At 65.7% G+C, this 23,847-nt stretch carries 25 protein-coding genes; 16 read left to right on the forward strand and 9 right to left on the reverse strand.

Going from position 1 to position 23,847, the window contains the following annotated elements; translation table 11 throughout:
- Window position 1: 1 nt before the first annotated feature.
- The 6 genes from QM707_RS12490 to QM707_RS12515 all read right to left on the reverse strand — a co-directional run bounded on the left by QM707_RS12490 (window position 2) and on the right by QM707_RS12515 (window position 6,813).
- On the reverse strand, window positions 2-619 hold the full coding sequence (locus QM707_RS12490; RefSeq protein WP_415002209.1) for a CDP-alcohol phosphatidyltransferase family protein: 618 nt from the start codon (window positions 617-619) through the stop codon (window positions 2-4).
- A gap of 292 nt (window positions 620-911) precedes the next feature.
- Window positions 912-2,333 (reverse strand): phenylacetate--CoA ligase family protein, encoded by a 1,422-nt coding sequence (locus tag QM707_RS12495; RefSeq protein ID WP_415002210.1) that lies wholly within the window; start codon window positions 2,331-2,333, stop codon window positions 912-914.
- The gene (locus QM707_RS12500; RefSeq protein ID WP_415002211.1) at window positions 2,330-3,274 is read right to left on the reverse strand and encodes a glycosyltransferase family 2 protein; all 945 of its coding nucleotides are present in this window, start codon (window positions 3,272-3,274) and stop codon (window positions 2,330-2,332) included. The genes QM707_RS12495 and QM707_RS12500 overlap by 4 nt, the downstream gene beginning before the upstream one ends.
- Window positions 3,271-4,428, reverse strand: coding sequence for a glycosyltransferase family 4 protein (locus QM707_RS12505; protein WP_415002212.1), 1,158 nt, complete (start codon window positions 4,426-4,428; stop codon window positions 3,271-3,273). Before QM707_RS12505 ends, QM707_RS12500 begins: the two co-directional genes overlap by 4 nt.
- Before the next feature lie 385 nt (window positions 4,429-4,813).
- A complete protein-coding gene (gene groL / locus QM707_RS12510; protein ID WP_415002213.1) occupies window positions 4,814-6,454 on the reverse strand; it encodes a chaperonin GroEL in 1,641 nt (546 codons plus the stop codon).
- A 71-nt stretch (window positions 6,455-6,525) separates the two neighbouring features.
- Complete coding sequence (locus QM707_RS12515; protein WP_415002214.1) at window positions 6,526-6,813, reverse strand: co-chaperone GroES; 288 nt, start codon at window positions 6,811-6,813, stop codon at window positions 6,526-6,528.
- A 166-nt stretch (window positions 6,814-6,979) separates the two neighbouring features.
- Between QM707_RS12515 and cutA the strand changes: the two genes are divergently transcribed.
- The 16 genes from cutA (at window position 6,980) to QM707_RS12595 (ending at window position 21,616) form a co-directional block, all read left to right on the forward strand.
- Window positions 6,980-7,318 (forward strand): divalent-cation tolerance protein CutA, encoded by a 339-nt coding sequence (gene cutA, locus QM707_RS12520; protein WP_415002215.1) that lies wholly within the window; start codon window positions 6,980-6,982, stop codon window positions 7,316-7,318.
- The gene (locus tag QM707_RS12525) at window positions 7,315-9,498 is read left to right on the forward strand and encodes a protein-disulfide reductase DsbD family protein (RefSeq protein WP_415002216.1); all 2,184 of its coding nucleotides are present in this window, start codon (window positions 7,315-7,317) and stop codon (window positions 9,496-9,498) included. Before cutA ends, QM707_RS12525 begins: the two co-directional genes overlap by 4 nt.
- 3 nt (window positions 9,499-9,501) lie before the next feature.
- Complete coding sequence (locus QM707_RS12530; RefSeq protein ID WP_415002217.1) at window positions 9,502-10,098, forward strand: TlpA disulfide reductase family protein; 597 nt, start codon at window positions 9,502-9,504, stop codon at window positions 10,096-10,098.
- 121 nt (window positions 10,099-10,219) lie between these two features.
- The gene (gene aroQ, locus QM707_RS12535) at window positions 10,220-10,687 is read left to right on the forward strand and encodes a type II 3-dehydroquinate dehydratase (protein WP_415002218.1); all 468 of its coding nucleotides are present in this window, start codon (window positions 10,220-10,222) and stop codon (window positions 10,685-10,687) included.
- Between the two features lie 38 nt (window positions 10,688-10,725).
- Window positions 10,726-11,211: an acetyl-CoA carboxylase biotin carboxyl carrier protein gene (accB, locus tag QM707_RS12540; RefSeq protein ID WP_415002219.1), complete on the forward strand. Its 486-nt coding sequence runs from the start codon at window positions 10,726-10,728 to the stop codon at window positions 11,209-11,211.
- Between the two features lie 10 nt (window positions 11,212-11,221).
- Window positions 11,222-12,589: an acetyl-CoA carboxylase biotin carboxylase subunit gene (gene accC / locus QM707_RS12545; protein WP_415002220.1), complete on the forward strand. Its 1,368-nt coding sequence runs from the start codon at window positions 11,222-11,224 to the stop codon at window positions 12,587-12,589.
- Window positions 12,590-13,084: 495 nt separating this feature from the next.
- Window positions 13,085-13,984 (forward strand): 50S ribosomal protein L11 methyltransferase, encoded by a 900-nt coding sequence (gene prmA, locus QM707_RS12550; protein ID WP_415002221.1) that lies wholly within the window; start codon window positions 13,085-13,087, stop codon window positions 13,982-13,984.
- Window positions 13,985-14,034: 50 nt separating this feature from the next.
- Window positions 14,035-14,553: a DUF3426 domain-containing protein gene (locus QM707_RS12555; protein WP_415002222.1), complete on the forward strand. Its 519-nt coding sequence runs from the start codon at window positions 14,035-14,037 to the stop codon at window positions 14,551-14,553.
- Window positions 14,554-14,659: 106 nt separating this feature from the next.
- Window positions 14,660-14,947, forward strand: a complete 288-nt coding sequence (gene fis, locus QM707_RS12560) for a DNA-binding transcriptional regulator Fis (RefSeq protein WP_415002223.1) — start codon at window positions 14,660-14,662, stop codon at window positions 14,945-14,947.
- A gap of 129 nt (window positions 14,948-15,076) precedes the next feature.
- Window positions 15,077-16,651 carry a bifunctional phosphoribosylaminoimidazolecarboxamide formyltransferase/IMP cyclohydrolase gene (purH, locus tag QM707_RS12565; RefSeq protein ID WP_415002224.1) on the forward strand — a complete coding sequence of 525 codons (1,575 nt, stop codon included), beginning with the start codon at window positions 15,077-15,079 and terminating at the stop codon, window positions 16,649-16,651.
- Between the two features lie 22 nt (window positions 16,652-16,673).
- Window positions 16,674-17,102, forward strand: a complete 429-nt coding sequence (locus tag QM707_RS12570) for a hypothetical protein (RefSeq protein WP_415002225.1) — start codon at window positions 16,674-16,676, stop codon at window positions 17,100-17,102.
- Window positions 17,103-17,118: 16 nt separating this feature from the next.
- Window positions 17,119-18,405: a phosphoribosylamine--glycine ligase gene (gene purD, locus QM707_RS12575; RefSeq protein WP_415002226.1), complete on the forward strand. Its 1,287-nt coding sequence runs from the start codon at window positions 17,119-17,121 to the stop codon at window positions 18,403-18,405.
- A 34-nt stretch (window positions 18,406-18,439) separates the two neighbouring features.
- Window positions 18,440-20,332 carry an MFS transporter gene (locus tag QM707_RS12580; protein WP_415002227.1) on the forward strand — a complete coding sequence of 631 codons (1,893 nt, stop codon included), beginning with the start codon at window positions 18,440-18,442 and terminating at the stop codon, window positions 20,330-20,332.
- A 95-nt stretch (window positions 20,333-20,427) separates the two neighbouring features.
- Window positions 20,428-20,826 carry a CD225/dispanin family protein gene (locus tag QM707_RS12585; RefSeq protein ID WP_415002228.1) on the forward strand — a complete coding sequence of 133 codons (399 nt, stop codon included), beginning with the start codon at window positions 20,428-20,430 and terminating at the stop codon, window positions 20,824-20,826.
- A 1-nt stretch (window position 20,827) separates the two neighbouring features.
- A complete protein-coding gene (locus tag QM707_RS12590) occupies window positions 20,828-21,238 on the forward strand; it encodes a DUF2752 domain-containing protein (RefSeq protein ID WP_415002229.1) in 411 nt (136 codons plus the stop codon).
- A gap of 9 nt (window positions 21,239-21,247) precedes the next feature.
- Window positions 21,248-21,616: a DUF4190 domain-containing protein gene (locus tag QM707_RS12595; RefSeq protein ID WP_415002230.1), complete on the forward strand. Its 369-nt coding sequence runs from the start codon at window positions 21,248-21,250 to the stop codon at window positions 21,614-21,616.
- A gap of 21 nt (window positions 21,617-21,637) precedes the next feature.
- Here the strand turns inward: QM707_RS12595 and QM707_RS12600 are convergent, their stop codons facing one another.
- From QM707_RS12600 to erpA, 3 genes are read right to left on the reverse strand one after another with little or no spacing between them, the layout of a single operon-like run.
- A complete protein-coding gene (locus tag QM707_RS12600) occupies window positions 21,638-22,525 on the reverse strand; it encodes a hypothetical protein (RefSeq protein ID WP_415002231.1) in 888 nt (295 codons plus the stop codon).
- Window positions 22,526-22,579: 54 nt separating this feature from the next.
- Complete coding sequence (gene nudC / locus QM707_RS12605; RefSeq protein ID WP_415002232.1) at window positions 22,580-23,455, reverse strand: NAD(+) diphosphatase; 876 nt, start codon at window positions 23,453-23,455, stop codon at window positions 22,580-22,582.
- On the reverse strand, window positions 23,452-23,808 hold the full coding sequence (gene erpA / locus QM707_RS12610; RefSeq protein WP_415002233.1) for an iron-sulfur cluster insertion protein ErpA: 357 nt from the start codon (window positions 23,806-23,808) through the stop codon (window positions 23,452-23,454). The genes nudC and erpA overlap by 4 nt, the downstream gene beginning before the upstream one ends.
- Window positions 23,809-23,847: the final 39 nt, after the last annotated feature.

Consider the following 23,847-nt stretch of genomic DNA (forward strand, 5'->3'; position numbering starts at 1 on the left):
CTCACTGGGGTGGTGAATCGGACGCCGATGCCAGGCCGGCACGAACGCGGTTGAAGCACGTCAACAACAGTAGTGCGCAAAGCAAGGGCATCGTCCAGGCGACGAACGCAGGCAATGCGCCAGTGAGGCCATGCCACAAGCCCAATGCGCCCAAGACGAACGCGCGGTCGCTCTTGCCCATCGGCCCTTCGTAACGCCGCGTCGAGCCCATCATCGGGCCGAGTGCACCGGCGAACTCGCTGAGCATCGCCAGCAACACGACAGCGACCACCCAGGCGGGATGGAAAGGCGCGACCAGGGCGAACGGAAGATAGAGCGCCGCGTCGGCGATCACGTCGGTCAGTTCGTTGAGATAGCCGCCCAGGCGCGATTGCTGACCGAATTCGCGCGCCAACATGCCGTCCACCGCATTGAGCGCCATGCGCAGGAACATCCATGCCGGCAGCAGCAGGAATAGCGCGGGCGATGCCGCGAGATAGAGAACGGCGCCGAGGGCGACGGACGCCACGCAGGCGAACACGGTAACGGTATTGGCCGTGACACCGATCTTCGCCAGGAAAGCCACGCCGGGTCGCAGGAGCGACTGGAACGCAGGCTTCAACGCATAGATGCTGGGCATGGGGTGTCTGGAAGTTTGCGCGAACTTATATGGTCGGCTTGCGCTGCGCAAGCATCCGCCACGCGGCCGACGCGACGAACGCATTCTTTACGGAAAGCGAATCGTCCGCTAACGAAACCCATACCGGAACGGCAGTCACCGTAGGGTGCACGGAAGCACTTGCGCAAAAAAGACCCCGCCAAGGCAGGGTCTTCTTGAAACGATTTCTCTTGAAGCCAAGCACGGCCTCGGCCTGCCTGTAACCTGGTGCCGAGCGAAGCGAAGCCCGGGTTAATCCATGCCGGCGAGAACGTCAATCGCCGCCATCCGGCTTCAATGCCGGCATGAAGTCCGACGTGAACGCCTGGAATTTTCCGCCGGGCGACCGCGGAATCTCGTCGACCTGGACGATGGCCAGCGGGTAATCGCCGTCCGCACTCGCACGCGCCCAGGCGGCGTGCACCGTTCGTGAGAACGCCTGCGGCAACGGACCGGTGGCTACCACCCGCAACTCGAAACCCTGGTCGCGAGACTGGTGAATCTGGATCTGCCGCAATCCCCGGGCATGCTCGGCCGGCATTTCCTCCACCGCACTGCTCAGCGTGCCGACCAGGCCGAGTGTTCCTTCCGGCAGGAACGCGATGCGGCTGTAGCGACCGACCACCTCCCCGAAAGCCGGCAAGGTGCGGCCGCAGGGGCAAGCGCCATCGATGACTTGCGCAAGATCGCCGGTGTCGTAGCGCACCATCGGCATGGCGGTGTTGGTGAGCGACGTCACCACGATGCGGCCCGCCTTTCCGGATTCGACAGGATTGCCGGCGGCGTCGAGGATCTCGACGTGGCAATGCTCGGTGTGGACGTGATAGCGCCCAGCTTCGCAGCGCACGGCGACCAGTCCGATCTCGTTGAGCCCGTAGTTCTGTTGGATCGGCGCACCGAAGCTGCGCGCGATGAACCGGCGCATGCCCGGCGTCAGTTGCTCGGAAACCGCGAGCACGGAGCGGATCGATCCCACGGGAGATTCCGGCGCGGCAGCGAAGGCGAGGTGTTCGAGCGTTTCCGGATAGCCGATCAGATAACGCGGGTTTTGTTTCCGCAGGAGCCGCAACTGGTCGTCGACCGGATTGGTCACGTTGTAGTGCAGATGCGGGCCGGTGGCGAACGCCGATCCCACGTGGCCCCACGCCAAGTGCTTGAGCATTTCGCCGTCGGCGAGCCGGGAGCCGTCGGCCTTGCACGAAAGCTGACTGGCGAGGCGGATGGACACGAGCTTCTCCGCCGGATCGAATCGGAACCAGCGGTACTCGCGCTGTTTCAGCACGCCAAACATGCGCCACGCGTCCATGCTGAAGTAGACGCGCGTCGGCCGGCCCGTCGTGCCGGAAGACACGGTGCTGCTCGCGATGCGGTCGCTCGGCTCGGCGAATACCTCCGCGACCAAGGCCTTGGCATGCTCCTGAACGTTCCCCTTCAGCAGCACCGGCAGGAGCGACAGGGTTTCCAGCGGGTCGCGCGCTTCGGGATCCAGACCAAGCTCGGCGAATCTCTCGCGGTAGAACGGAACGTGCCTGGCGCAAATCCGCAGCAAGCGTCTCAGCGGTCCGGCGATGCGGGCGACCTGCGCGTCGGGCGTGTCGAATTCGTTGGCGACGAGCGCATCGTAGGCGGCGGCATCCCCCTTGGCGCGTGCGCGCCAGCGGGATTGCTCCGCCAGCTCTTCGCCGAGCGTCGTCATATCGGCGAGCGCTCCTCATGCGTGGGTTCCCTGCCGCGGACGACGGCATAAGCCCAGGCAAATATCGTCGCCGCGAGGAAGGGGTAGCAATAGACCACCTGCCATCTTGAATTCGCGCGCGCGATCCGCGTCACCATCCGGAAGCGCCGACGAAACAGCGGAACGAGGTTGCGGAAGAAACGTGGATGGCCGAGCGGATACTTCAGGCCGTAGTCCGGCACCGTCGGCAGGTAGCGTTCGCGAAACGGACCACCCCAAGACCAGCTGTGCCGCCAGGAGCGCCAGAACGAACCCCGCGCTTCGTGCATCACGACCAGGCGTGGCGTGAAGTAGATCGCGAAACCGCGCCCCATCAGTCGATGCTGGAATTCCATGTCTTGCATGACGGTCAACGAGTTGTCGAATCCGCCGACGGCGTCGAAGGCGCGTCGCGTCGCGACCAGGCTGAGGCCTGGCTGGAACAGATTCGTGCGCTCGGGCGGCCGGACCGGATGCCAGTTGAACCAACAGGCCCAATGATCCGCGATCGCGATCGGATTCCAGCGCTGGTTCGGCGGAATGACGACGGCGCCTCCGAAAGCACCGAACCTGCCCGGGCCGATGCGGCTGGCAATGTCGACCACTACCACGAACTGTTCGTTCGACCCGGGCAGCGTGTCGGCATCCATGAAATAGAGCAGCGAACCGCGCGAGGCGGCCACGCCTGCATTGCGGGCGGCGCCACTGCCGAGCTCCGTGCACAGTACATAGGTGAAGGGGCTGGCCTTGATCACCGCCGCGGTGTGGTCGGTCGAACAATTGTCGACGACGATGACTTCGACCCGCCAGTCGGGCGGGATCGCCTGCTCCCTGAGTTTTCCCAGCAAGCGACGCAACGCGCCGGCCTGGTTGCGGACGGGGATGATCACGCTGAGCATCTGGGAGGCGGGCGTGGCGGTCATCGGCCCCTTAGGACTTCGACAAGGCGGTCCGTGACCTTGTCCCAAGCGTAGTTTTCGGCGGCGAAGGCCGGGCCCGTCGCCATGGCGCGTGGTCGGAAGGATCTGTCTTCGAGCGACTTATCCATCAGGTGCACGAGGTGGTCCTGGTCCGGCATCAGGCGTTCGGAGCCACCGTCCAATTCCACGAGATCGCTGTCGATCCGCCAGGCGAAACTATCCCGCGTAAAGTCGTCCGTTGGGCCGCCGGCAGTGCAAATGACGGGCAATCCGCAGGCGACAGCCTCCAGCACCGGCATGTTGAATCCCTCGAGTTGATAAGGCGACACCAGCACATCGGCGCTCCGATACAGGTCGGCGAGATCGCGGTACGACAATTCCCCGCCTCGGTAGGAAATCTTGCCTTCCGTCGCCCGGCGCTCCGCCGCCGACAGCTTCGCCATCATAGCGGCGACGGCGGCGCGCGAACCATAAACCGAATCGATGCCCTTGAGCACGAGGCGCGCGTTTTCGTGCCGTGACGCGATCGCAGCGAAGGCCTTGAGCAACGATGGGATGCCCTTCCGATCGTAGAGCGCACCGACATTGAGGAATACGAAATCGTCCGCGGCGATGCCGCGCTTTCGACGCTGGGCCATCCGCTCGGCATCGGCCGAAGGACGGAAGGTCTGCGTGTCCACGCCATGTGGCACGACGACGGCGCGATGCGCGGGCACGCCGCTCGCAATCAATCGCGTCCGGGAAAAACCGGACGGCGTGACGACGGTGACGTCGTTTCCGAGGACCTCCGGCAACGCCCGGTTGCCGGCGACCATGTATTGGTTGAGCCGTTTGCCTTCGGCGACGGCGAATACGAAGGTTCGTCCGCGCGGAGCCGACGAGAAATCGAACGGGAACGCCAGGCGGAAGGTCGCGTCGGGAACGAGACCTGAGGGCGGTTCGGGAATCGCCGCGATCGCAGCTTCGCTGGCAGCAGGCAGCAGCCCCGTGGCGACTTTCCACGAGCCCACCTTGAGGAAACCCGCCGGCGGATGCGGCGCTTCGACATGGAACAGACGCACGTCGCCCCGCTTGAGGAGCTCGAGGCATTGGAACTGATTGACGATGGAATGGGACTGCGCGTAAGCGCGCCAGCCTTCGACGACGAGGGTGAACATCGAGTTCGTTTCCATTCGGACCGGAAGATCCACCGAGCAAGGACCTTAGAAAACTACAAGAGTGTTCGTTCGCGCAGGTCGTGCAAGTTCGCCATGCTATCAGCCGGAGCCGCGGCGTCGAAGCCTGGCTTGGCTCCGGAACGGATGCGTCGGCGGGAACCGCGAGATCGCACTGGAAAAACCTCGCCGAAGCGGGGCGAGTCGGGATTTCGCGCAGCATGGCCGCGTGCCGACGAACGCCCACAAAAAAGAAAAACCCCGCCGAAGCGGGGTTTTCTTGGAACGCTTTCTCTTGGTGCGAACGGAGGCCAGGGACGGCCTCCATCTGGACGTAGCCCGGTGCTGAGCGCAGCGAAGCCCGGGTTAATCGGCGAAGGACCGCCGATTAAAAGTCCATGCCGCCCATGCCACCCATGCCGCCGCCGGCCGGCATCGCCGGTTCGTCCTTCTTCGGCGCCTCGGCCACCATCGCTTCGGTGGTGATCATCAGGCCGGCGATGGACGCGGCGTTCTGCAGCGCGGTACGCGTGACCTTGGTCGGATCCAGGATGCCGAACTCGATCATGTCGCCGTATTCGCCGTTGGCGGCGTTGTAACCGAACGCGCCCTTGCCCTCGACGACCTTGTTGAGGATGACGGACGGCTCTTCGCCGGCGTTGGTGACGATTTCGCGCAGCGGCGCTTCCATCGCACGCAGCGCGATGGCGATGCCGTGGTTCTGGTCTTCGTTGGCGCCCTTCAGGCCGGCGATCGCCGCCTTGGCGCGCAGCAGCGCGACGCCGCCGCCCGGGACGATGCCCTCTTCGACGGCCGCACGGGTCGCGTGCAGGGCGTCTTCGACGCGCGCCTTCTTTTCCTTCATCTCGATCTCGGTGGACGCGCCGACCTTGATGACCGCCACGCCGCCGGCCAGCTTGGCCACGCGTTCCTGCAGCTTCTCGCGGTCGTAGTCCGAGGAGGTCTCCTCGATCTGCGCCTTGATCTGGTCGATGCGCGACTTAATCGCGTCGGCGGCGCCGTGGCCGTCGATGATCGTGCTGTTTTCCTTCGAGACCTGGATCTTCTTGGCGCGGCCGAGATCCTTGATGGTCGCCTTCTCGAGCTGCAGGCCGACTTCTTCCGAAATCACCGTGCCGCCGGTCAGGATGGCCATGTCTTCCAGCATCGCCTTGCGACGGTCGCCGAAGCCCGGCGCCTTCACGGCGCAGACCTTGACGATGCCGCGGATCGTGTTGACGACGAGGGTCGCCAGCGCTTCGCCTTCGACTTCCTCGGCGACGATCAGCAGCGGCTTGCCGGCCTTGGCGACGCCTTCGAGCACGGGCAGCAGTTCGCGCACGTTGGAGATCTTCTTGTCGTACAGCAGGATGAACGGGTCATCGAGCTCGGCCGACATCGACTGCTGGTTGTTGATGAAGTACGGCGACAGGTAGCCGCGGTCGAACTGCATGCCTTCGACGACGTCGAGCTCGTTCTCGAGACCCGAGCCTTCCTCGACGGTGATCACGCCTTCCTTGCCGACCTTGTCCATCGCCTTGGCGATCAGCTCGCCGATGTTGTGGTCGGAGTTCGCCGAGATGGCGCCGACCTGGGCGATTTCCTTCGAGGTCGAGGACGGCTTCGAAATCTTCTTCAGCTCTTCGACGGCCGAGACGACGGCCTTGTCGATGCCGCGCTTGAGGTCCATCGGATTCATGCCGGCGGCGACGGCCTTCATGCCTTCGCGGATCAGGGCCTGCGCCAGCACGGTGGCGGTGGTGGTGCCGTCGCCGGCGTTGTCGGACGTCTTCGACGCGACTTCCTTCACCATCTGCGCGCCCATGTTCTCGAACTTGTCGGCCAGTTCGATCTCCTTGGCGACGGACACGCCGTCCTTGGTGATCGTCGGGGCGCCGAAGCTCTTCTCGAGCACGACGTTGCGGCCCTTCGGGCCCAGGGTCGCCTTGACGGCGTTGGCGAGGATGTTGACGCCCTTCACCATGCGGGCGCGGGCATCTTCACCGAAGCGGATTTCTTTGGCTGCCATTGTCTTGTTACCTCAGATTCGTGTTTGTTTTTTCGTAAGTTCGCCGGCGGCGCGAGGCGCCAGCGCAGCGATCAGCCGATCACGGCGAAGATGTCGTCTTCCTTCACCACCAGGATTTCCTGGCCGTCGAGCTTCACTTCGGTGCCCGAGTACTTGCCGAACAGCACCTTGTCGCCGACCTTCAGGGCCGGGGCGCGGAAGGAACCGTTGTCCAGGGCCTTGCCCGGGCCGACGGCGAGCACTTCGCCCTTGATCGGCTTTTCGGTGGCCGAATCGGGGATCACGATGCCGCCAGCGGACATCTTCTCTTCTTCCATGCGCTTGATGACGACGCGATCGAACAGCGGTTTGATATTCATGACAACCCTCGTAACTGGTTGATTGGGGAGGAAATGGGGCCGGAATATTAGCACTCGCCATGAACGAGTGCCAGCCTCGGGCCGTAGAAAATCCCGGCATCGCCGGGTGCCCCAGTAATGGGGGGAGCCGCCCGGCTTTCAAGGGGGCTTGGCCTAGAATCGGGCAATGCCCGCCCTGCTCGTCACCTGCACCTGCCCCGACAAACCCGCCGCCCTGACCCTGGCGCGGGACCTGGTCGAGTTGCGGCTGGCGGCCTGCGTCCAGGTCCTGCCCGGCCTGCATTCGATCTACCGCTGGGAAGGCCGGGTGGAGGATGCCGAGGAGGTCCTGCTCTTGATCAAGACCTGGGACGACCGCATGCAAGCCCTCACCGAGGCGATCGGGGAGCGGCATCCGTACGAACTTCCCGAGATAATCGCGCTCCAAGCCGCGGGCGGACTGGCCCCTTACCTGCAATGGGTCCAGGACGAGACCCGCCCCGAGAACACAGAGATTTCCGAATGATGCGTTTGTTCGCCGCGGCCCTGGCCGTATTGCTGGCCGGATTCGCCGCAACTTCAGTGCGCGCGCAGGCATTGAGCGTGGACGACCTGCTGCCAGTCGACGAGGCCTACGTGCTCAGCGCGAAGGCGGTATCGCGCGAGAAGGTCGAGTTCACCTGGAAGGTCGCGAAAGGTTATTACCTGTATCGCCATCGCTTCGCCGTGCAGCCGACGGACTCGTCGTTCAAGTTCAATCCGCTGCAGCTACCGCCGGGGCACAAGCATCGCGACGAATTTTTCGGCGACGTCGAAACCTACCGCGACTCGGTGACGGCGACGCTGACGGGCGCGACCGCCAGCGGCGTGAATACAGTCAGTTTCAAGGTGAAGTACCAGGGCTGCGCCGATGTCGGCGTCTGCTATCCGCCGCAGACGCGCACGCTGACCGTGACGATGCCCGGCGCGGAGGGCATCGTCGCTTCGCCCGCGAGCAACGATCCGTTGGCCGCGTTGACCGGCGCCACCGATCCGGCGATCGCCGCCGGCGGCCTGCCCTTGCCGGAGGCGCATGCCTTCAAGTTCGAAGCCATCGCCAACACGCCGGCCGAATTGCTGGTGCGGCTGACGCCGGCGCAGGGCTATTACCTGTATCGCGACAAGACGAAGTTCCGCCTGCTCGATGCGCAAGGCGTTTCGCTGGGCACGCCGCGTTTCCCCGAAGGCCGTTCGCACAAGGACGAACATTTCGGCGACGTGACCGTGTATTTCGACGTGGCGGAAATCCCGGTGCCGGTCGTGCGCGAGAACACGACCACGCAGTCGCTGACGCTGGAGGCCAGCTTCCAGGGCTGCCAGAACAACGGCATCTGCTATCCGGTCATGACGCGCACGATGGCGATCGATCTGCCGGCAGGCGATGGCGCGGATGCTTCCGCCGTCATTGCAACCCCGGCCGGTTTGGATGGCGGCGTGAAACTGCCGCAGGTGCTGACGCTGGATCTGATGCGGCAGGCGCTGACCAACGCCAAGGTGACCGACGACAAGCCGGCCGACACCGGACTGTTCGCGGCGATGCTGCTCGCCCTGCTCGGCGGTTTGATCCTCAACCTGATGCCCTGCGTCTTGCCGGTGCTGTCGTTCAAGGCGCTGTCCCTGGCCGAAGGCGGAACGAGCCGCGCGCGCGCGAAATCGCAGGCGCTCTGGTACACCGCCGGCGTGCTGGCGAGTTTCGCGGTCGCGGGCGGATTGGTGCTGGCATTGCGCGGCGCGGGCGAAGCGCTCGGCTGGGGTTTCCAGTTGCAGCAACCGGCGGTCGTCGCGATCCTCGTCCTGCTGTTGTTCGCGATCGGCCTGAGCCTGTCCGGCCTCTGGCAATTCGGCGCCACGCTGGCGGGCACCGGGCAATCGCTGACGGAAAAGTCCGGCGCGGCCGGCGATTTCTTCACCGGCGTACTCGCCGTCGTCGTCGCCAGCCCCTGCACCGCACCTTTCATGGGCTCCGCACTCGGTTATGCCTTCACCGCGCCGATGCTGCCGGCCATGCTGGTTTTCCTCGCATTGGGCCTGGGCCTTGCCCTGCCCTTCCTGCTGATCGGTTTCGTGCCGGCGCTGGCCTCGCGCCTGCCGAAGCCCGGCGCATGGATGGACACGTTCAAGTCCTGGCTCGCCTTCCCGATGTATCTGACCGCCATCTGGCTGGCCTGGGTGTTCGGCAAGCAGCGCGGCATCGATGCGGTGGCCTTGCTGCTGGTCGGCACTGTGTTGCTGGCGATCGGCCTTTGGTGGTTCGAGCGGCAGCGCTACGGCGATGGTCTGCTGAAGAAAGCGACGGCCTGGGTATTCATCGCATTGGCTTTCGGCGTTTCCTATGGCGCCTTGCGCGTGCCCAATACGCACACCGGCGTCGCGTCGATCGAAGGCACGGTGCCGTACTCGGCGGAAAAACTCGCCGAACTTCGCGGCCAGGGCAAGCAGGTTTTCGTCGACATGACGGCCGACTGGTGCATCACCTGCAAGGTCAACGAAAAAGCCGTGCTGCACACCGACGGTTTCAAGAAACTCCTGGATGAAACCGGCACCGTGTACATGGTGGGCGACTGGACCAACCAGGACGAAGGCATCACCGAGTTCCTGGACCAGTACAAGGCGCCGGGCGTGCCGCTGTACGTCGTCTTCCCCGCTCGTCCCGCATCGGAAAACTGATCCGTGCGTTGGAAGCAGGCGGTGCTGATCGTGCTGGCCGCGTTGCTGGCCGGCGTGCTCGGACTCGCCGCGAGCATCGCCATCAACGGGCCGGGCATGCTGTTGCGCAGCGACGCGGGCCAGGCCCTGATGGCCTGGTGGCTGTCGTCGAAAGCGCCGCCCGGCCTGCAACGCGTCGACACCGGCGAGATCGTGCCGGCGTTCGAGCTGAACGCGCTGCAAGGCCAGCTGACACGCCTGCCCGTGCAAGGCCGCGGCATGGTAATCAACTACTGGGCCAGCTGGTGCGGCCCCTGTCGCGAAGAGATGCCGGTGCTGGGGCGATACGCGCAGTCGCAGGGCGACAAGGGCATCCAGGTCATCGGCATCGCGCTGGATCATCGCGAGGACGCCGAAGCTTTCCTGCGCGAAGTTCCGGTGCCCTTCCCGAACCTGCTGGAGATGCCGGGGCCGACCGACAGCTCGGCCCGGATGGGCAATGCCCAGGGCGTGTTACCGTTCAGCGTGCTGATCGGACCGGACGGCCGCCTGCTCAAACGCCGCTTCGGCAGCTTCGCCAGCCCGGAAGAACTGCAGGAATGGGCCTCCGGCACCCCCTGAGCCTCGCCGGACCAGCGCTTAACCATATTCAAACAGACGCGATCTGCCGGGAACGCGCCGATATCGTCTGGACAAGCCCCCACCCCTGGTCCACACTGCCCGTCCCACACGGAGGGGGCCGGTGGCCAAGATCCTCGTCCTTCACGGACCGAACCTCAATCTGCTCGGAGAACGCGAACCGGGCATTTACGGCCGCACGACGCTGGCGGAGATCGACGCGCGCCTGCGAGCCCGTGCGACCGAGGCCGGCCACCAGCTCGACTGCCTGCAGTCCAATGCCGAACACGAACTGGTCGAGCGCGTTCAGCGTGCCCGCCAGGACGGCACCGACTGGCTGCTGATCAACCCCGCCGCCTTCACCCATACCAGCGTGGCGCTGCGCGACGCGCTGGCGGCGGTGCGCATCCCCTTCATCGAGATCCACCTGTCGAACCCGCATTCCCGCGAACCCTTTCGCCAGCATAGCTATCTGAGCGACATGGCCCGCGCGGTGATCGCCGGTTTCGGCGCCGACAGCTACCACTTCGCCCTCGAAGCGGTGCTGCGCTGGCATGCGGCCAACGACGGCGTAGCCGCCGCCAACGGCTGAACCCCTCCACTTTCACCACAAGACCAGACGAGGCCGACATGGACCTTCGCAAGATCAAAGCACTTATCGACCTGCTCGAAAAATCCAATCTCGCCGAACTGGAAATCAAGGAAGGCGAGGAATCCGTGCGCTTGTCGCGCGTCTCCAAGCACGCGCCGCCGATGATGGTCGCGGCTGCGCCGGTCGCGCATCACGCGGAACCCGCGCGCCCCGCGCCCGCCGCGACACCCGCGCTGGCCGCGACCGCCGCCGAAGCGCATGCCAAGGGCGGCGGCAAGGACGTCCCGGACGGCCACACGATCCGCTCGCCGATGGTCGGCACCTTCTACGCTTCGCCCAATCCCGATGCGCCTTCGTTCGTGAAGATCGGCCAGACGGTGAAGGCCGGCGATACGCTCGGCATCATCGAAGCGATGAAGATGTTCAATCCGATCGAGGCCGATGTTTCCGGCACGGTGCGCGCGATCCTGGTCGAAAGCGGCCAACCGATCGAATTCGACGAGCCGATGTTCGTGATCTCCTGAGGCCCGCGCCATGCTCAGCAAAATCGTCATCGCGAACCGCGGCGAAATCGCACTGCGCATCCTGCGCGCCTGCCATGCGCTCGGCATCAAGACGGTCGCGGTGCACTCGACCGTCGACCGCAACCTCAAGCACGTGGCCATGGCCGACGAGTCGGTCTGCATCGGCCCGGCACCGTCGGTGGAGAGCTATCTCAACATCCCGGCGATCATCGCCGCGGCCGAAGTCACCGACGCGCAGGCCATCCATCCCGGTTATGGCTTCCTGTCGGAGAACGCCGACTTCGCCGAACGCGTGGAATCGTCCGGCTTCGTCTTCATCGGCCCAACCGCGAACGTGATCCGGATGATGGGCGACAAGGTCGAAGCCATCAACGCGATGAAGTCCGCTGGCGTGCCCTGCGTGCCGGGCTCCGGCGGTCCGCTCGGCGAAGACGGCGACGAGAACCTGCGCATCGGCAAGGAGATCGGTTATCCGGTCATCATCAAGGCGGCGGGCGGTGGCGGCGGCCGCGGCATGCGCGTCGTGCGCGAACCCGGCGCATTGCTGTCCTCGATCGCGACGACGAAGGCCGAAGCGAAAGCCGCCTTCAACAACGACATGGTCTACATGGAGAAATTCCTGGAGAACCCGCGCCATGTCGAGATCCAGGTACTCAGCGACGGTCAGGGCAATGCCATCCACCTCGGTGAGCGCGACTGCTCGATGCAGCGCCGCCACCAGAAGGTCGTCGAGGAAGCGCCCGCGCCCGGCATCACGCCGGAAATGCGCGCCGAGATCGGCAAGGTCTGCGTCGAAGCCTGTTTGCGCATCGGCTATCGCGGCGCCGGCACCTTCGAGTTCCTGTTCGAGGACGGCCGCTTCTACTTCATCGAGATGAATACCCGCATCCAGGTGGAACACCCGGTCACCGAACTGGTCACCGGCATCGACCTCGTGCGCGAGCAACTGCTGATCGCCAGCGGCGAGAAGCTGAAGATCAAACAGGAAGACGTGGTGCTGCGCGGCCATGCGATCGAATGCCGCATCAACGCCGAGGATCCGGAAACCTTCCTGCCCTCGCCTGGCTTGATCAAGCATTTCCACGCGCCCGGCGGCCCCGGCGTGCGCGTGGATTCGCATATCTACGAAGGCTACAAGGTGCCGCCGAACTACGACTCGATGATCGGCAAGCTGATCGTGCACGGCGCCACCCGCACGCAGGCGATCAGCCGGATGAAGGTGGCGTTGTCGGAGATGATCGTCGACGGCATCAAGACCAACGTGCCGCTGCAGCAGCGCATCATGAGCGACATCGGCTTCCAGCAGGGCGGCACCAATATCCACTACCTGGAAAAACGCCTGGCCGAACGCAAGGAAAAGGCGATCGGATTGGGGTGATGCACGAGCTCTGAATAGTTGCAGCGAGTTTCTCGCTCGATCACATTCGTACCAACATCTAGCGCAGGATGCGCGGCCCTAGTGCGAAACGCGCCCTAAAGCGAGCCGACTGATTTGCCTGGAGCAAATCAGGACAGCGAAGCTGGTCCCGAGCGTAGCGAGGGATGAGCACAAGGATGTGCGAACACAATCGCAGCCGATCGCGGGGGAAAGGCCCGACTGTCCGAGCGCAGGGATGCGCGAGTTCGGGCCGGCCCGCGGGCGGCGAGAAGCGCAGGGTACGGCGAGAAAGGATTTCGAGCCGGCGAGCGTCGGGCGCAATGGTTTTTGCCTACTTTTTGCCGAAACAAGAAAGTAGGGCCGCCGGCAGGGCAAATGTCCGGCGTAGCCGAACAGTCGCGATTGCCATCGCTCCTACGTCCTCGCGCGTGGCGAGTGGCGCATCGCGGCTGACGCCGCTCCTACGGGAGCATCAGGGACAGGTAGAATCGCGCCATGCCTTTCCTCGAACTCTCCCTGCGCTGCCGCGCCGCCGACGAAACCCGGCTCGAAACCGCACTGGAAGATCTCGGTGCGTTGTCGGTGTCGCTGCTCGACGCGGCCGATGCCGAAAACGAAAAGGCCATCCTAGAGCCCGGCGTCGGCGAACTGCCGCTGTGGCCGGAGATCACGCTGCTTGCGTTGTTCCCCGAAGGCACGCACGAAGCCCTGCTGCTGCATGCGCTCGAAGCCTACGACCCGAAGCTGGACCTGAGTTCGGCGAGTTTCCGCGTCGTCGAGGACCAGGACTGGGAACGCGCCTGGATGGACCAGTTCGCGCCGATGCGTTTCGGCGAACGCACGTGGATCGTGCCCTGGAATCTCGAAACGCCCCCCGAAGCGGAAGACGGCGCGATCGTGCGACTCGATCCAGGCCTGGCTTTCGGGTCGGGCACGCATCCGACCACGGCGCTGTGCCTGCAATGGCTCGATTCACTGGATCTCGCGGGGAAGACCGTGCTCGATTTCGGCTGCGGTTCCGGCATCCTGGCGCTCGCTGCCTTGAAGCTCGGCGCCGCGAATGCCGTCGGCGTCGACAACGATCCGCAGGCGCTGGCGGCAAGCCTGGACAATGCCGAACGCAACGGCGTCGGCGAACGTTTGCAGGTGTTCGCCCCCGACGACGAACCTGCGGCACGTTATCCCGTCGTCGTCGCGAATATCCTCGCCTCCGCGCTCGATGCCCTGGCCGAACTGCTGGCGGCGCGCGTCGCGCCTGGCGGTGGCATCGCCCTGTCCGGCATCCTGCATGGGCAGGAAACGGCGCTGATCGAACGCTACGCGACCTGGTTCGACGGGCTGGAAGCCGTGCGACTCGACGACTGGATGCGCATCACCGGCCGACGCCGGGCCTGAACGGTACGCGCGCCTACACACGCGCGCCGACTCCGTCGATAATCGCGGCGATGGCCTCCCCTTCCCCCGAATTCCTGAAACCCGCCGAACCCGCGCTGCGTCCGCGGCGCCATTGGTTCGTCTGGTTGCTGGTTCCGGTACTGGCGCTCGCGCTGCTGCTGCAGATCGGCATCGCCGATCGCGAACGCCTCGCCGCCGATCCGACTTGGCGCCCGCGCATCGAACGGTTGTGCTCGATCTTCGCCTGCGATGTGCCGCCCTGGCGCGAACCGTCGGCCTTCCATCTGTCCTCGCGCGAAGTGCGTCCGCATCCGACCGTCGCCGGCGCCCTGCTGATCAGCATCACCTTCCGCAACGATGCGCGTTTCGCGCAGCCCTGGCCGCTGCTCGAACTTTCCCTGGCCAACCTCGAAGGCCAGCCGCTCGGCCTGCGTCGCTTCACGCCGCGCGAATATCTCGGCACGCTGCCGACCAATGGCGAGATCGCACCGGGACAGTCGGCGAGCCTGTCGCTGGAGATCGTCGATCCCGGAAAACGCGCCGTCGAATTCCATTTCGATTTCCGTTAGGCCGGTCAAAGTCCTGATCGCTCAATCGCTTGCGATTGCCGTGGCGCCTGCGCCGCGACACGGGTAGACTTCCTTCCCCCTCAGTCGCCCGCAGGGAAGCGGAACCATGCATCTGGAGTCTTCGTCGGTGAAATCCCTGCGTGCGGAACCCGCGCCCGCGACCCACTCGCAACCGGCGCTGCGCGACTACGTGGCCAAGGCCGTCCGTCGTTACCTGCACGACCTGGGCGAATGCGACTCGCACGAGCTTTACGACATCGTGCTGCGCGAGATCGAGAAGCCGCTGCTCAACGAAGTGATGCGCCACTACGACGGAAACCAGAGCCGCGCCGCCGCCACGCTCGGCATCAATCGCGCGACGCTGCGCAAGAAGCTGCGCCAGTACGGCATCTGAGGCGACGGCCCCGAGCCGGTTTGCCGTTCGCGCTCGCGAAAGCGGCGGAAACATCCGAAAGACGATGCAATTCCGGCCGCGCCCGGCATCCGTGCAGGTATAATTCGCACTCCGTTTCGGGGTGAATCCATGCGTGCCGACCGTCTGCCCGTCCGCCGGGCCCTGCTTTCCGTTTCCGACAAGACCGGCGTGATCGAACTGGCGCGCGCATTGACCGCGCTCGGCGTCGAACTGCTTTCCACCGGCGGCACGGCCAAGGCCCTGCGCGATGCGGGCGTCGCCGTACGCGATGTGTCCGACGTCACCGGCTTCCCGGAAATCATGGACGGTCGCGTCAAGACCCTGCACCCGAAAATCCATGGCGGCCTGCTCGGCCGCAGCGGCACCGACGATGCCGTGATGGCCGAACATGGCATCGCGCCGATCGACCTGCTGGTGGTCAACCTCTATCCCTTCGCCGCTACCGTCGCCAAGCCCGGCTGCGACTACGACGACGCCATCGAGAACATCGACATCGGCGGCCCAGCCATGTTGCGCGCGGCGGCCAAGAACCACGAACGCGTGTCGGTGGTCGTGAATCCATCCGACTACGCGGCCCTCCTATCCGCCCTGCAGGACGGCGGCACCACGTTGGCGCAGCGTCGCGGTTTCGCCGCGAAGACCTATGCGCACACCAGCGCCTACGACGGCCAGATCACCGAATGGCTGTCGCGCCGCGCCGAAACGCCGGACCAGCCCGAAGCCTGGCCGCACACGCTGCATCCGAGCTACGCGCTGGCCTCGTCGCTGCGTTACGGGGAGAACCCGCACCAGCGCGGCGCGCTTTACGTCGAACCCGGCGCGCCGGGCGGCATCGTCGCCACCGCGCGTTTCCTGCAGGGCAAGGAGCTCAGCTACAACAACATCGCCGACGCCGATGCCGCACTCGAATGCGTGAAGGCCTTCGACGCGCCGGCCTGCGTCATCGTCAAGCATGCGAACCCCTGCGGCGTCGCCGTCGCGAACGACCTGATGACGGCCTACGACCGCGCGTACGCCGTCGATCCGACGTCGGCTTTCGGCGGCATCATCGCCTTCAACCGCCCGCTCGACGCGGCGACCGCCGCCGAGATCCTCAAGCGCCAGTTCGTCGAAGTGGTCATCGCACCTGACATCGCCGCCGATGCCCTGCCGCATTTCGCCAAGAAGGCGAACGTGCGCGTGCTGGCCTGCGGCGATCTTGTTTCGGGCAGCCACTCCGCCTTTGAATACAAAAAGATTGCCGGCGGATTGTTGGTGCAGGATTGCGATACCGATTCCTTGTCTGCGGCCGATCTAAAGATCGTCAGCCGCCGCCAGCCCACGCCGACCGAGCTCGCCGACCTGCTGTTCGCCTGGAAGGTGGCGATGTTCGTGAAGTCGAACGCCATCGTGTATGCGCGCGACGCGCAGACCGTCGGCATCGGCGCCGGACAAATGAGCCGCGTCGTTTCGGCGCGCATCGCCGCCCTGAAGGCCGAAGAAGCCGGCTTGGCCGTGCCGGGCTCGGTGATGGCCAGCGATGCCTTCTTTCCGTTCCGCGACGGCATCGATGCCGCCGCCAAAGCGGGTATCGTGGCGGTCATCCAACCTGGCGGTTCGATGCGCGACGCCGAGGTGATCGCCGCCGCCGACGAACACGGCATGGCGATGGCCTTCACCGGCCGCCGCCATTTCCGCCACTGATCGCCCCGCTCCGGAGTCGCGCATGAAAAAGCTTGCCGTCGTTCTCGCCGTCATCGCGCTGATCGCCGCCGTTGCCCTGCTGCAATGGCGGCACACCAATGCACCGACAAGCCCCTTGCAGGACATGGCGACACGCATGAGCCAGGGCCTGCCCAAGCCTTACGTGGACGGCCTGGTCACCGAAAGCGTGCGTGCCGTCGGCGACAACCTGGTGATCGACATCCGCATTCCCGACATCAGGCTCGAATCGCTCGATCCGCAGAAGGTGCCGATCATCCGCCAGCAGGAACAGGCCGAACTGATGGGCTTCGCCTGCAACGACCCGGAACTGCGCCCCCTGCTCGACGAAGGCAAGACGAAGATCGGTCGCCGCTTCGTCGACCAGGACCGCCGTCTGATCTTCGAAGTCGTCGTCGGCGCGAAGGATTGCCCGCTAGGTCGGCAGTTGTGAGCGAGGGCGAAACGCCATGAAGCTCTTGGTCATCGGCGCCGGCGGCCGCGAACATGCGCTGGCCTGGAAGCTCGCGCAATCCGAGCGCGTGCGATCCATCCTGGTCGCACCCGGCAACGCCGGCACCGACGGCGAGCGCAAATGCCGCAACGTCGCGGTGAAAGCCGACGACATCGACGGCTTGCTGGAACTCGCCAAGCGAGAGGGCGTCGATTTCACCGTCGTCGGGCCCGAAGTTCCACTGGTCGCCGGCGTGGTCGACCGGTTCCGCGCGGCCGGCCTGAGGGTCTTCGGCCCGAGCGCGCAGGCGGCGCAACTGGAAGGCAGCAAAGCCTTCGCCAAGGATTTCCTGGCGCGCCATCGCATCCCGACCGCGCACTACGCCGTGTTCACCGACACGACCGAAGCGATCGCGCACTTGCGCGCGCATGGCGCACCGATCGTGATCAAGGCCGACGGACTCGCGGCGGGCAAGGGCGTGGTCGTGGCGACGACGCTGGCGGAAGCCGAAGCGGCCGTCATCGACATGCTCAGCGGCAATGCGTTCGGCCAAGCCGGCGCACGCGTCGTGATCGAGGAGTTCCTCGATGGCGAAGAGGCGAGTTTCATTTCCATCGTCGACGGGCGCACCGCATTGCCGATGGCCACCTCGCAAGACCACAAGCGCGTCGGCGACGGCGATACCGGCCCGAACACCGGCGGCATGGGCGCCTACTCGCCGGCGCCGGTGGTGACGCCGGAGGTGCACGCACGCGTGATGCGCGAGGTGGTCGAACCCACCGTTCGCGGGATGGCGCTCGACGGCGTACCCTTCACCGGCTTCCTCTACGCGGGGCTGATGATCGATCGCGATGGCGCGCCGAAGGTCATCGAGTTCAACGTGCGCTTCGGCGATCCGGAAACCCAGCCGGTGATGCTGCGCCTGCGATCCGAGCTGCTCGGCCTGCTCGAAGCGGCGGTCGATGGCCGCCTGCAGGACGTTTCGGCCGATTGGGATGCGCGCCCCTCGCTTGGCGTGGTGATGGCGGCGGCCAACTATCCCGAGTCGCCGCGCACCGGCGATCCGGTCTCCGGCCTCGGCAGTCCAGCGCCGTCGCACGCGAAAGTCTTCCACGCCGGCACGCGTCGCGAAGGCGAGTCCATCGTCACGACCGGTGGCCGCGTGCTCTGCGCCTGCGCGCTGGGCGACACGGTCGCAGAAGCACAGCGCGAGGCCTATGCGCTGGTTTCGCAGATCCATTGGGACGGGGAGTTTCACCGCAACGACATCGGCTGGCGCGCGATCGCACGCGAGCGCAGCTGAAGTTTGTTAGGCTCCCGCCATCCGGGAGAGCTCCATGGCGCACAACCAGTTCGAACTTCTGCGGCAACGCCGTTTCCTGCCGTTCTTCCTCACCCAATCGCTGGGCGCCTTCAACGACAACGTCTATCGCCAGGCCATCATCGGCCTGCTCGGTTACATGGCGGTCTCGCCGGAACAGCAGACGCTGTACACGAACCTGGCGCCGGCGATCTTCATCCTCCCGTACTTCATCTTCTCCGCCACTGCCGGCCAGATCGCCGAGAAGCTGGAGAAGTCGCGCCTGATCCGCCTCACCACCGGCATGGAGATCGCCATCATGTCGCTGGCGGCGATCGGCTTCATGACGCAGAACATGATCGTCCTGCTGGCGGCGCTGTTCTGCACCGGGCTGCAGTCGACCCTGTTCGGGCCGGTGAAGTATTCGATCCTGCCCAGCGTGCTGAAGCCCGAGGAACTCACCGGCGGCAACGGCCTGGTCGAAATGGGCACGTCGATGTCCATTCTGATCGGCATGATCTTCGGCGGCCTGATCTTCGCGCTCGCCGGCAGCCACGGGCCGGTCGTGGCTTCGGTGGCGATCATCGCGCTGGCGATCACCGGCAACCTGGTGAGCCGCGCGATCCCGTCGGTCGAAGCCGCAGCGCCCGACCTGAAGATCAACTGGAACCCGATACCGGAATCGCTGGCCATCATGCGCCTGACCGGCAAACAGCCGGCGGTGCGCAATGCGGTGGTCGGCATCTCCTGGTTCTGGTTCGTCGGCACGGTGCTGACGGCGAACCTGCTCAACTACGCCGAGGCCAACCTCGGCGGCGCGCCCGATTCGGGCCTGTACATCTTCGTGCTCGCGCTGTTCTCGATCGGCACCGGTGTCGGTTCGCTGCTTTGCGAACGCCTTTCGCAGCGCACCGTCGAGATCGGCCTGGTGCCGCTGGGCGCACTCGGCATGACGATCTTCTGCGGGGATCTGTACTTCGCCCGACCCGGCGCCGCGCCCGTCAGCGGGCTCGATATCCCGGGCTTCCTGTCCGCCGCCGGCAGCGTCCGCATCATCATCGACCTGATCGGCATCGGCCTGTTCTCGGGTTTCTTCCTGGTGCCGCTGTTCGCGCTGGTGCAGAGCCGCACGCCGAAACGCGAGCTCTCGCGCGTCATCGCCGGTGTGAACATCCAGAACTCGGTCTTCATCGTGCTGGCGGCGGGTTTCGGCATCGCCGCGCAACGCCTGCTCGACCTCAGCGTACCGGAAGTATTCGGCCTGCTGGCGATCATGAACGCGGTCGTCGCGATCTACATCTTCGCGCTGGTGCCGGAATTCTTCATGCGCTTCCTGAGCTGGATCATCGCCAAGGCGATGTACCGGGTCGAGGTGAAAGGCATCGAGGAGCATGTGCCGGACGAGGGTCCTGCGCTGCTGGTGTGCAACCACGTCAGCTACATGGACCCGCTGGTCATCATGGGCGCGGTGCCGCGACCCACGCGCTTCGTCATGTACTACAAGATATTCAATACACCCGGCGCACGCTGGGTGTTCCGCACCGCGCGCGCGATCCCGATCGCCGGCGCCCGGGAAGATCCCGCCGTGATGGAAGCGGCCTTCGTCGAAGTCGACCGCGCCCTGGCCGAAGGCGAGATCGTCGGCATCTTCCCCGAGGGCAAGCTCACGACCGACGGCGAGATCGCCGAGTTCAAGGCCGGCGTCGAACGCATCCTGAAAGCACGCCCCGTGCCCGTGGTGCCGATGGCGCTGAAGAACCTCTGGCGCAGCATGTTCAGCAAACGCGACTCGCGACTCGGCCGCTTGCGCCTGCCGCGGCATTTCCGCGCGCGCATCGAACTGATCGCCGGCCCGCCGATTCCCGGCACGCAGGCGACCGCCGCCCTGCTCGAAGAGAAAGTGCGGCGCCTGCGCGGCGACAATCCCTGAGTCGCGCAGATCGCGGCAGGGTTTCGCCGCAGCGCTAGAGTGCGGTGCGCGAAAGGCTTACCATCGACAAGCGCCTTTCGCGAATCGGGGAAATCATGTATTGCCAGCACTGCGGTCACCAGAATCCGGACGGCGCCAGCGTCTGCGAAGCCTGCGGCCATGCACCCACGCCTTTCGCCTCCAGCGATGCGACGCCGCCGCCGGTTCCACCGCCGCCGAGCCAGTCGCTGGGCCTCGCGCCGGATACGGTGCCGAACTATCTGGTCTGGTCGATCCTCGCGACGCTTTGCTGCTGCGTCCCCGGCGGCATCGTCGCCATCGTGTATTCCTCGCAGGTCAATACCAAGCTCGCGGTCGGCGACCTGGCCGGCGCGATCGAAGCATCGAACAACGCCAAGCTCTGGTGCTGGGTTTCGCTCGGCGTCGGCCTGGTCGTGGGCGTGCTGTACTTCCTCCTGAATATCTTTGCCGCTGCCGCCGGCCAGGGTTACTGAGTTGCAGGCATCGTCGGCGCCACGTTGGGCCCTGCCGGCGCTGGCGGCGCTCGCGATCGCCGGCGTGGCGGTGCTGTGGCGCGTCGATCCGAACCAACCCGGCAGCGGCCTGCCGCCCTGCCCGATCCATGCCTATACGGGATTGTTCTGTCCTGGCTGCGGCGCGACGCGGGCGATGCATGCCCTGGTGCATGGCGACCTGCCGCAGGCGCTGGCGATGAACCCTGTGTTCACGCTCGCCCTGCCCCTGGTGCTGCTGCTCGTACTCGACAAGACGACTCGCTTGCCGCCAATGCTGTCGCGCTGGGCGCTGCGCATCTCCGATGCGCGCCCCTGGGCCGTTCTGCTGTTGGGATTCGCGTTCCTGCGCAACCTGCCCTGGCCGCCGTTCAACCTGTTGGCGCCAGGCTGAGGAGTTCGCGTGTACTGCATCTATTGCGGAGCGAAGTTCGATCCCTACGCCACCGCCTGCCTGGCCTGCGGCAAGGAGCGCGCGAAAGCCACGGCAGGTGCTCGCCCGATGATGGCGGCACCTGCGCCTGCACCGGACTCGACCATGCGCTGGCTGCTGCCGGTGGGACGTTCCGGCTATGCCATCGCGTCCGGCTATCTCGCCCTGTTCGGATTGATCCTCCCCGGCATCGGCCTGGTCGCGATGATCTTCGGCTGGCTAGGCCTGCGCGATATCGCCAAGCATCCCGAGAAGATCGGAAAGGGACGCGCCTGGTTCGGCATCGTCGGCGGCGGGCTGGTCACGCTGCTGACGGTGGCGCTGCTGCTGCTCAGATAGAGCCGGCGCCGTCGGAACGATTCAGTTCGCGTAACCGGCCACGACGAAAATGGCCAGCACGGCGAGCCACAACAGAAGTATGCGCCAGACCAGGCTCATCGCATCGCGAAGTTCGAGCAAGGCCGGCGCCTGCGCCGGACCGTCGATCGCATAAGCCTGTTCTTCGGCCAGCTCGCTGACGACGCTGGCGCGCGCCGCCGCGCCCAGGAAACCCGTGTCGAGCCGGACGCCGCCATTGGCGTGCCAGTCGCGCCATGCACCGAGCACATTGTCGAAGTTCGCCGCCAACGCCAGCCCGAACGTCATCAGATGCGCCACGGGCCAATCGAGCAGCGCGCGGAAGAACTTCGCCGCCTGGCTCTGCGCCGTCGGCAGGTTACGCTGCGCCTCGCCCTGCGCGCTGAGCGAAATCAGGCGATAGAACAGCGCGCCGGCCGCGCCGAGCAGCAGGAACCAGAACAGCACGCCGAACCAGCGCCACAATGCGCAACGGAACACGGCCTCGACCAGTTGCGGACCTTCCAGGGCGGGATCGCCGCCTTCGGGATACAGTGCGGCGGCGGCGGCGCGACGCGCATCGCCATTGCTGGCTTCGACCACGGCATCGACATCGAGGTCGAGGTCGCGCGGGCCCCAGGTGTAGATCAGGATAAGCAGCGAGAAACCGAAGGCCGGCAGACCGAACCAACGATCGTCCAGCAGGTATTGCACGCCCGCCACCGCCAGTACCGGAAGGCCGACGCCGAACAGCAGGCCGAAGCGGCCCTGCCACACGCTCTGCCCGCCGAGCACGCGCGACAGCGCCTGCAGCCAGCTGATGAACCAGTGATAGCCGCGGAGTTGCGCGATGCCCGGCATGATGTGGCCGAGGACCAGCGACAGGACGACGGCGATGAGCGTCAGTGCCATGGCCCGATTCTAGAACCTATCGCGCCGTCCCGCATGGGCCGAACGCCAAGAGCGTCAACGCGCGGCGAGCCAGTCGTCGATCAGCCAGCGCGAGATCGACAGCCTCGGCGAAATCTGCAGGCTGCGATCGGCCACCCGCGAACGCAGTTCCTCGGCGCTGAACCAGCGCGCGGCTTCCAGCTCGTCCCCGACCTGCGGTTCCTGCGGGTCCGCTTCTGCATGGAAACCGACCATGAGCGAGGAAGGGAAAGGCCAAGGCTGCGATGCGGCGTAGCGGGCATGGCGGATCTTCACGCCAGCTTCTTCCATCACCTCGCGGGCAACGGCCTGCTCGAGCGATTCGCCGGGCTCGAGGAAACCGGCCAGCACCGACCAGCGCCCTTCCGGCCAGCTGGCCTGGCGGCCGAGCAGCAGGCGCTCGCCGTCGCTGACGGCGACGATGATGGCCGGGTCGGTCCGCGGATAGTGTTCCACGCCGCAGCGCTCGCATCGGCCGCAATGACCGCCGCGGGCGAACACGGTCGCCTCGCCGCAGGCGCCGCAGAAACGATTGCGGTGTCGCCAATGCATGAGTCCGCGGGCCTGCGCGAATACCGAAGCCTCGAACACCGGCCAGGCGGTGGCCGCGCTGCGCAATTCCATGGTCTTCTGCGGGAGCGCCTGCAGTGCCTCGCTGGACAGGGCGAACCAGGGCTCGCCCTGTTCGTCGAGCCCGAGGAAACAGCTTGCGCCGGTACGCTCGGCGAGCAGCTCGCCGCCGCGCGGAAACCGGGGCGCTTCGTCTTCGCCGACAAAACGCGCCTGGCCTTCGACATCGAGCACGAGCACCTGCGCGCCCGTCCACAGACGGTCGAGCGCCGCGTCGTCGGTGCGGAGATGATCGGCGCGATCCAACCCGCGATGCTGGAACGCGTAGCGCTTTTCGGTCACGCCGAGAAGCTGCTGCCGCAGCCGCAGGTGGTCTTCGCGTTCGGATTGCGGATCACGAACTGCGAGCCCTGCAAGCTCTCCCGATAGTCGACCTCGGCGCCCATCAGGTATTGCAGGCTCAGCGGATCCACGAGCAAGGTGACGCCGTCGCGCTGCAAGGCGAGATCGTCCTCGGCCTGGGCCTCGTCGAACTCGAATCCGTACTGGAAACCGGAGCAGCCGCCGCCGCGGATGTAGACGCGCAGCTTCAGCGCCGGATTGCCTTCTTCGGCGATCAACTGTGCGACCTTGCCTGCCGCCGCCGAGGTGAACTGCAGCGGCGCGTCGATATCCTGGTACGTCTGCGATTCCATGCGGTCCACATGGGGCCGGATCGGCCCGTTTTCAATGCG

This window comes from Arenimonas sp. (assembly GCF_047602345.1).
Lineage (GTDB): Bacteria > Pseudomonadota > Gammaproteobacteria > Xanthomonadales > Xanthomonadaceae > Arenimonas.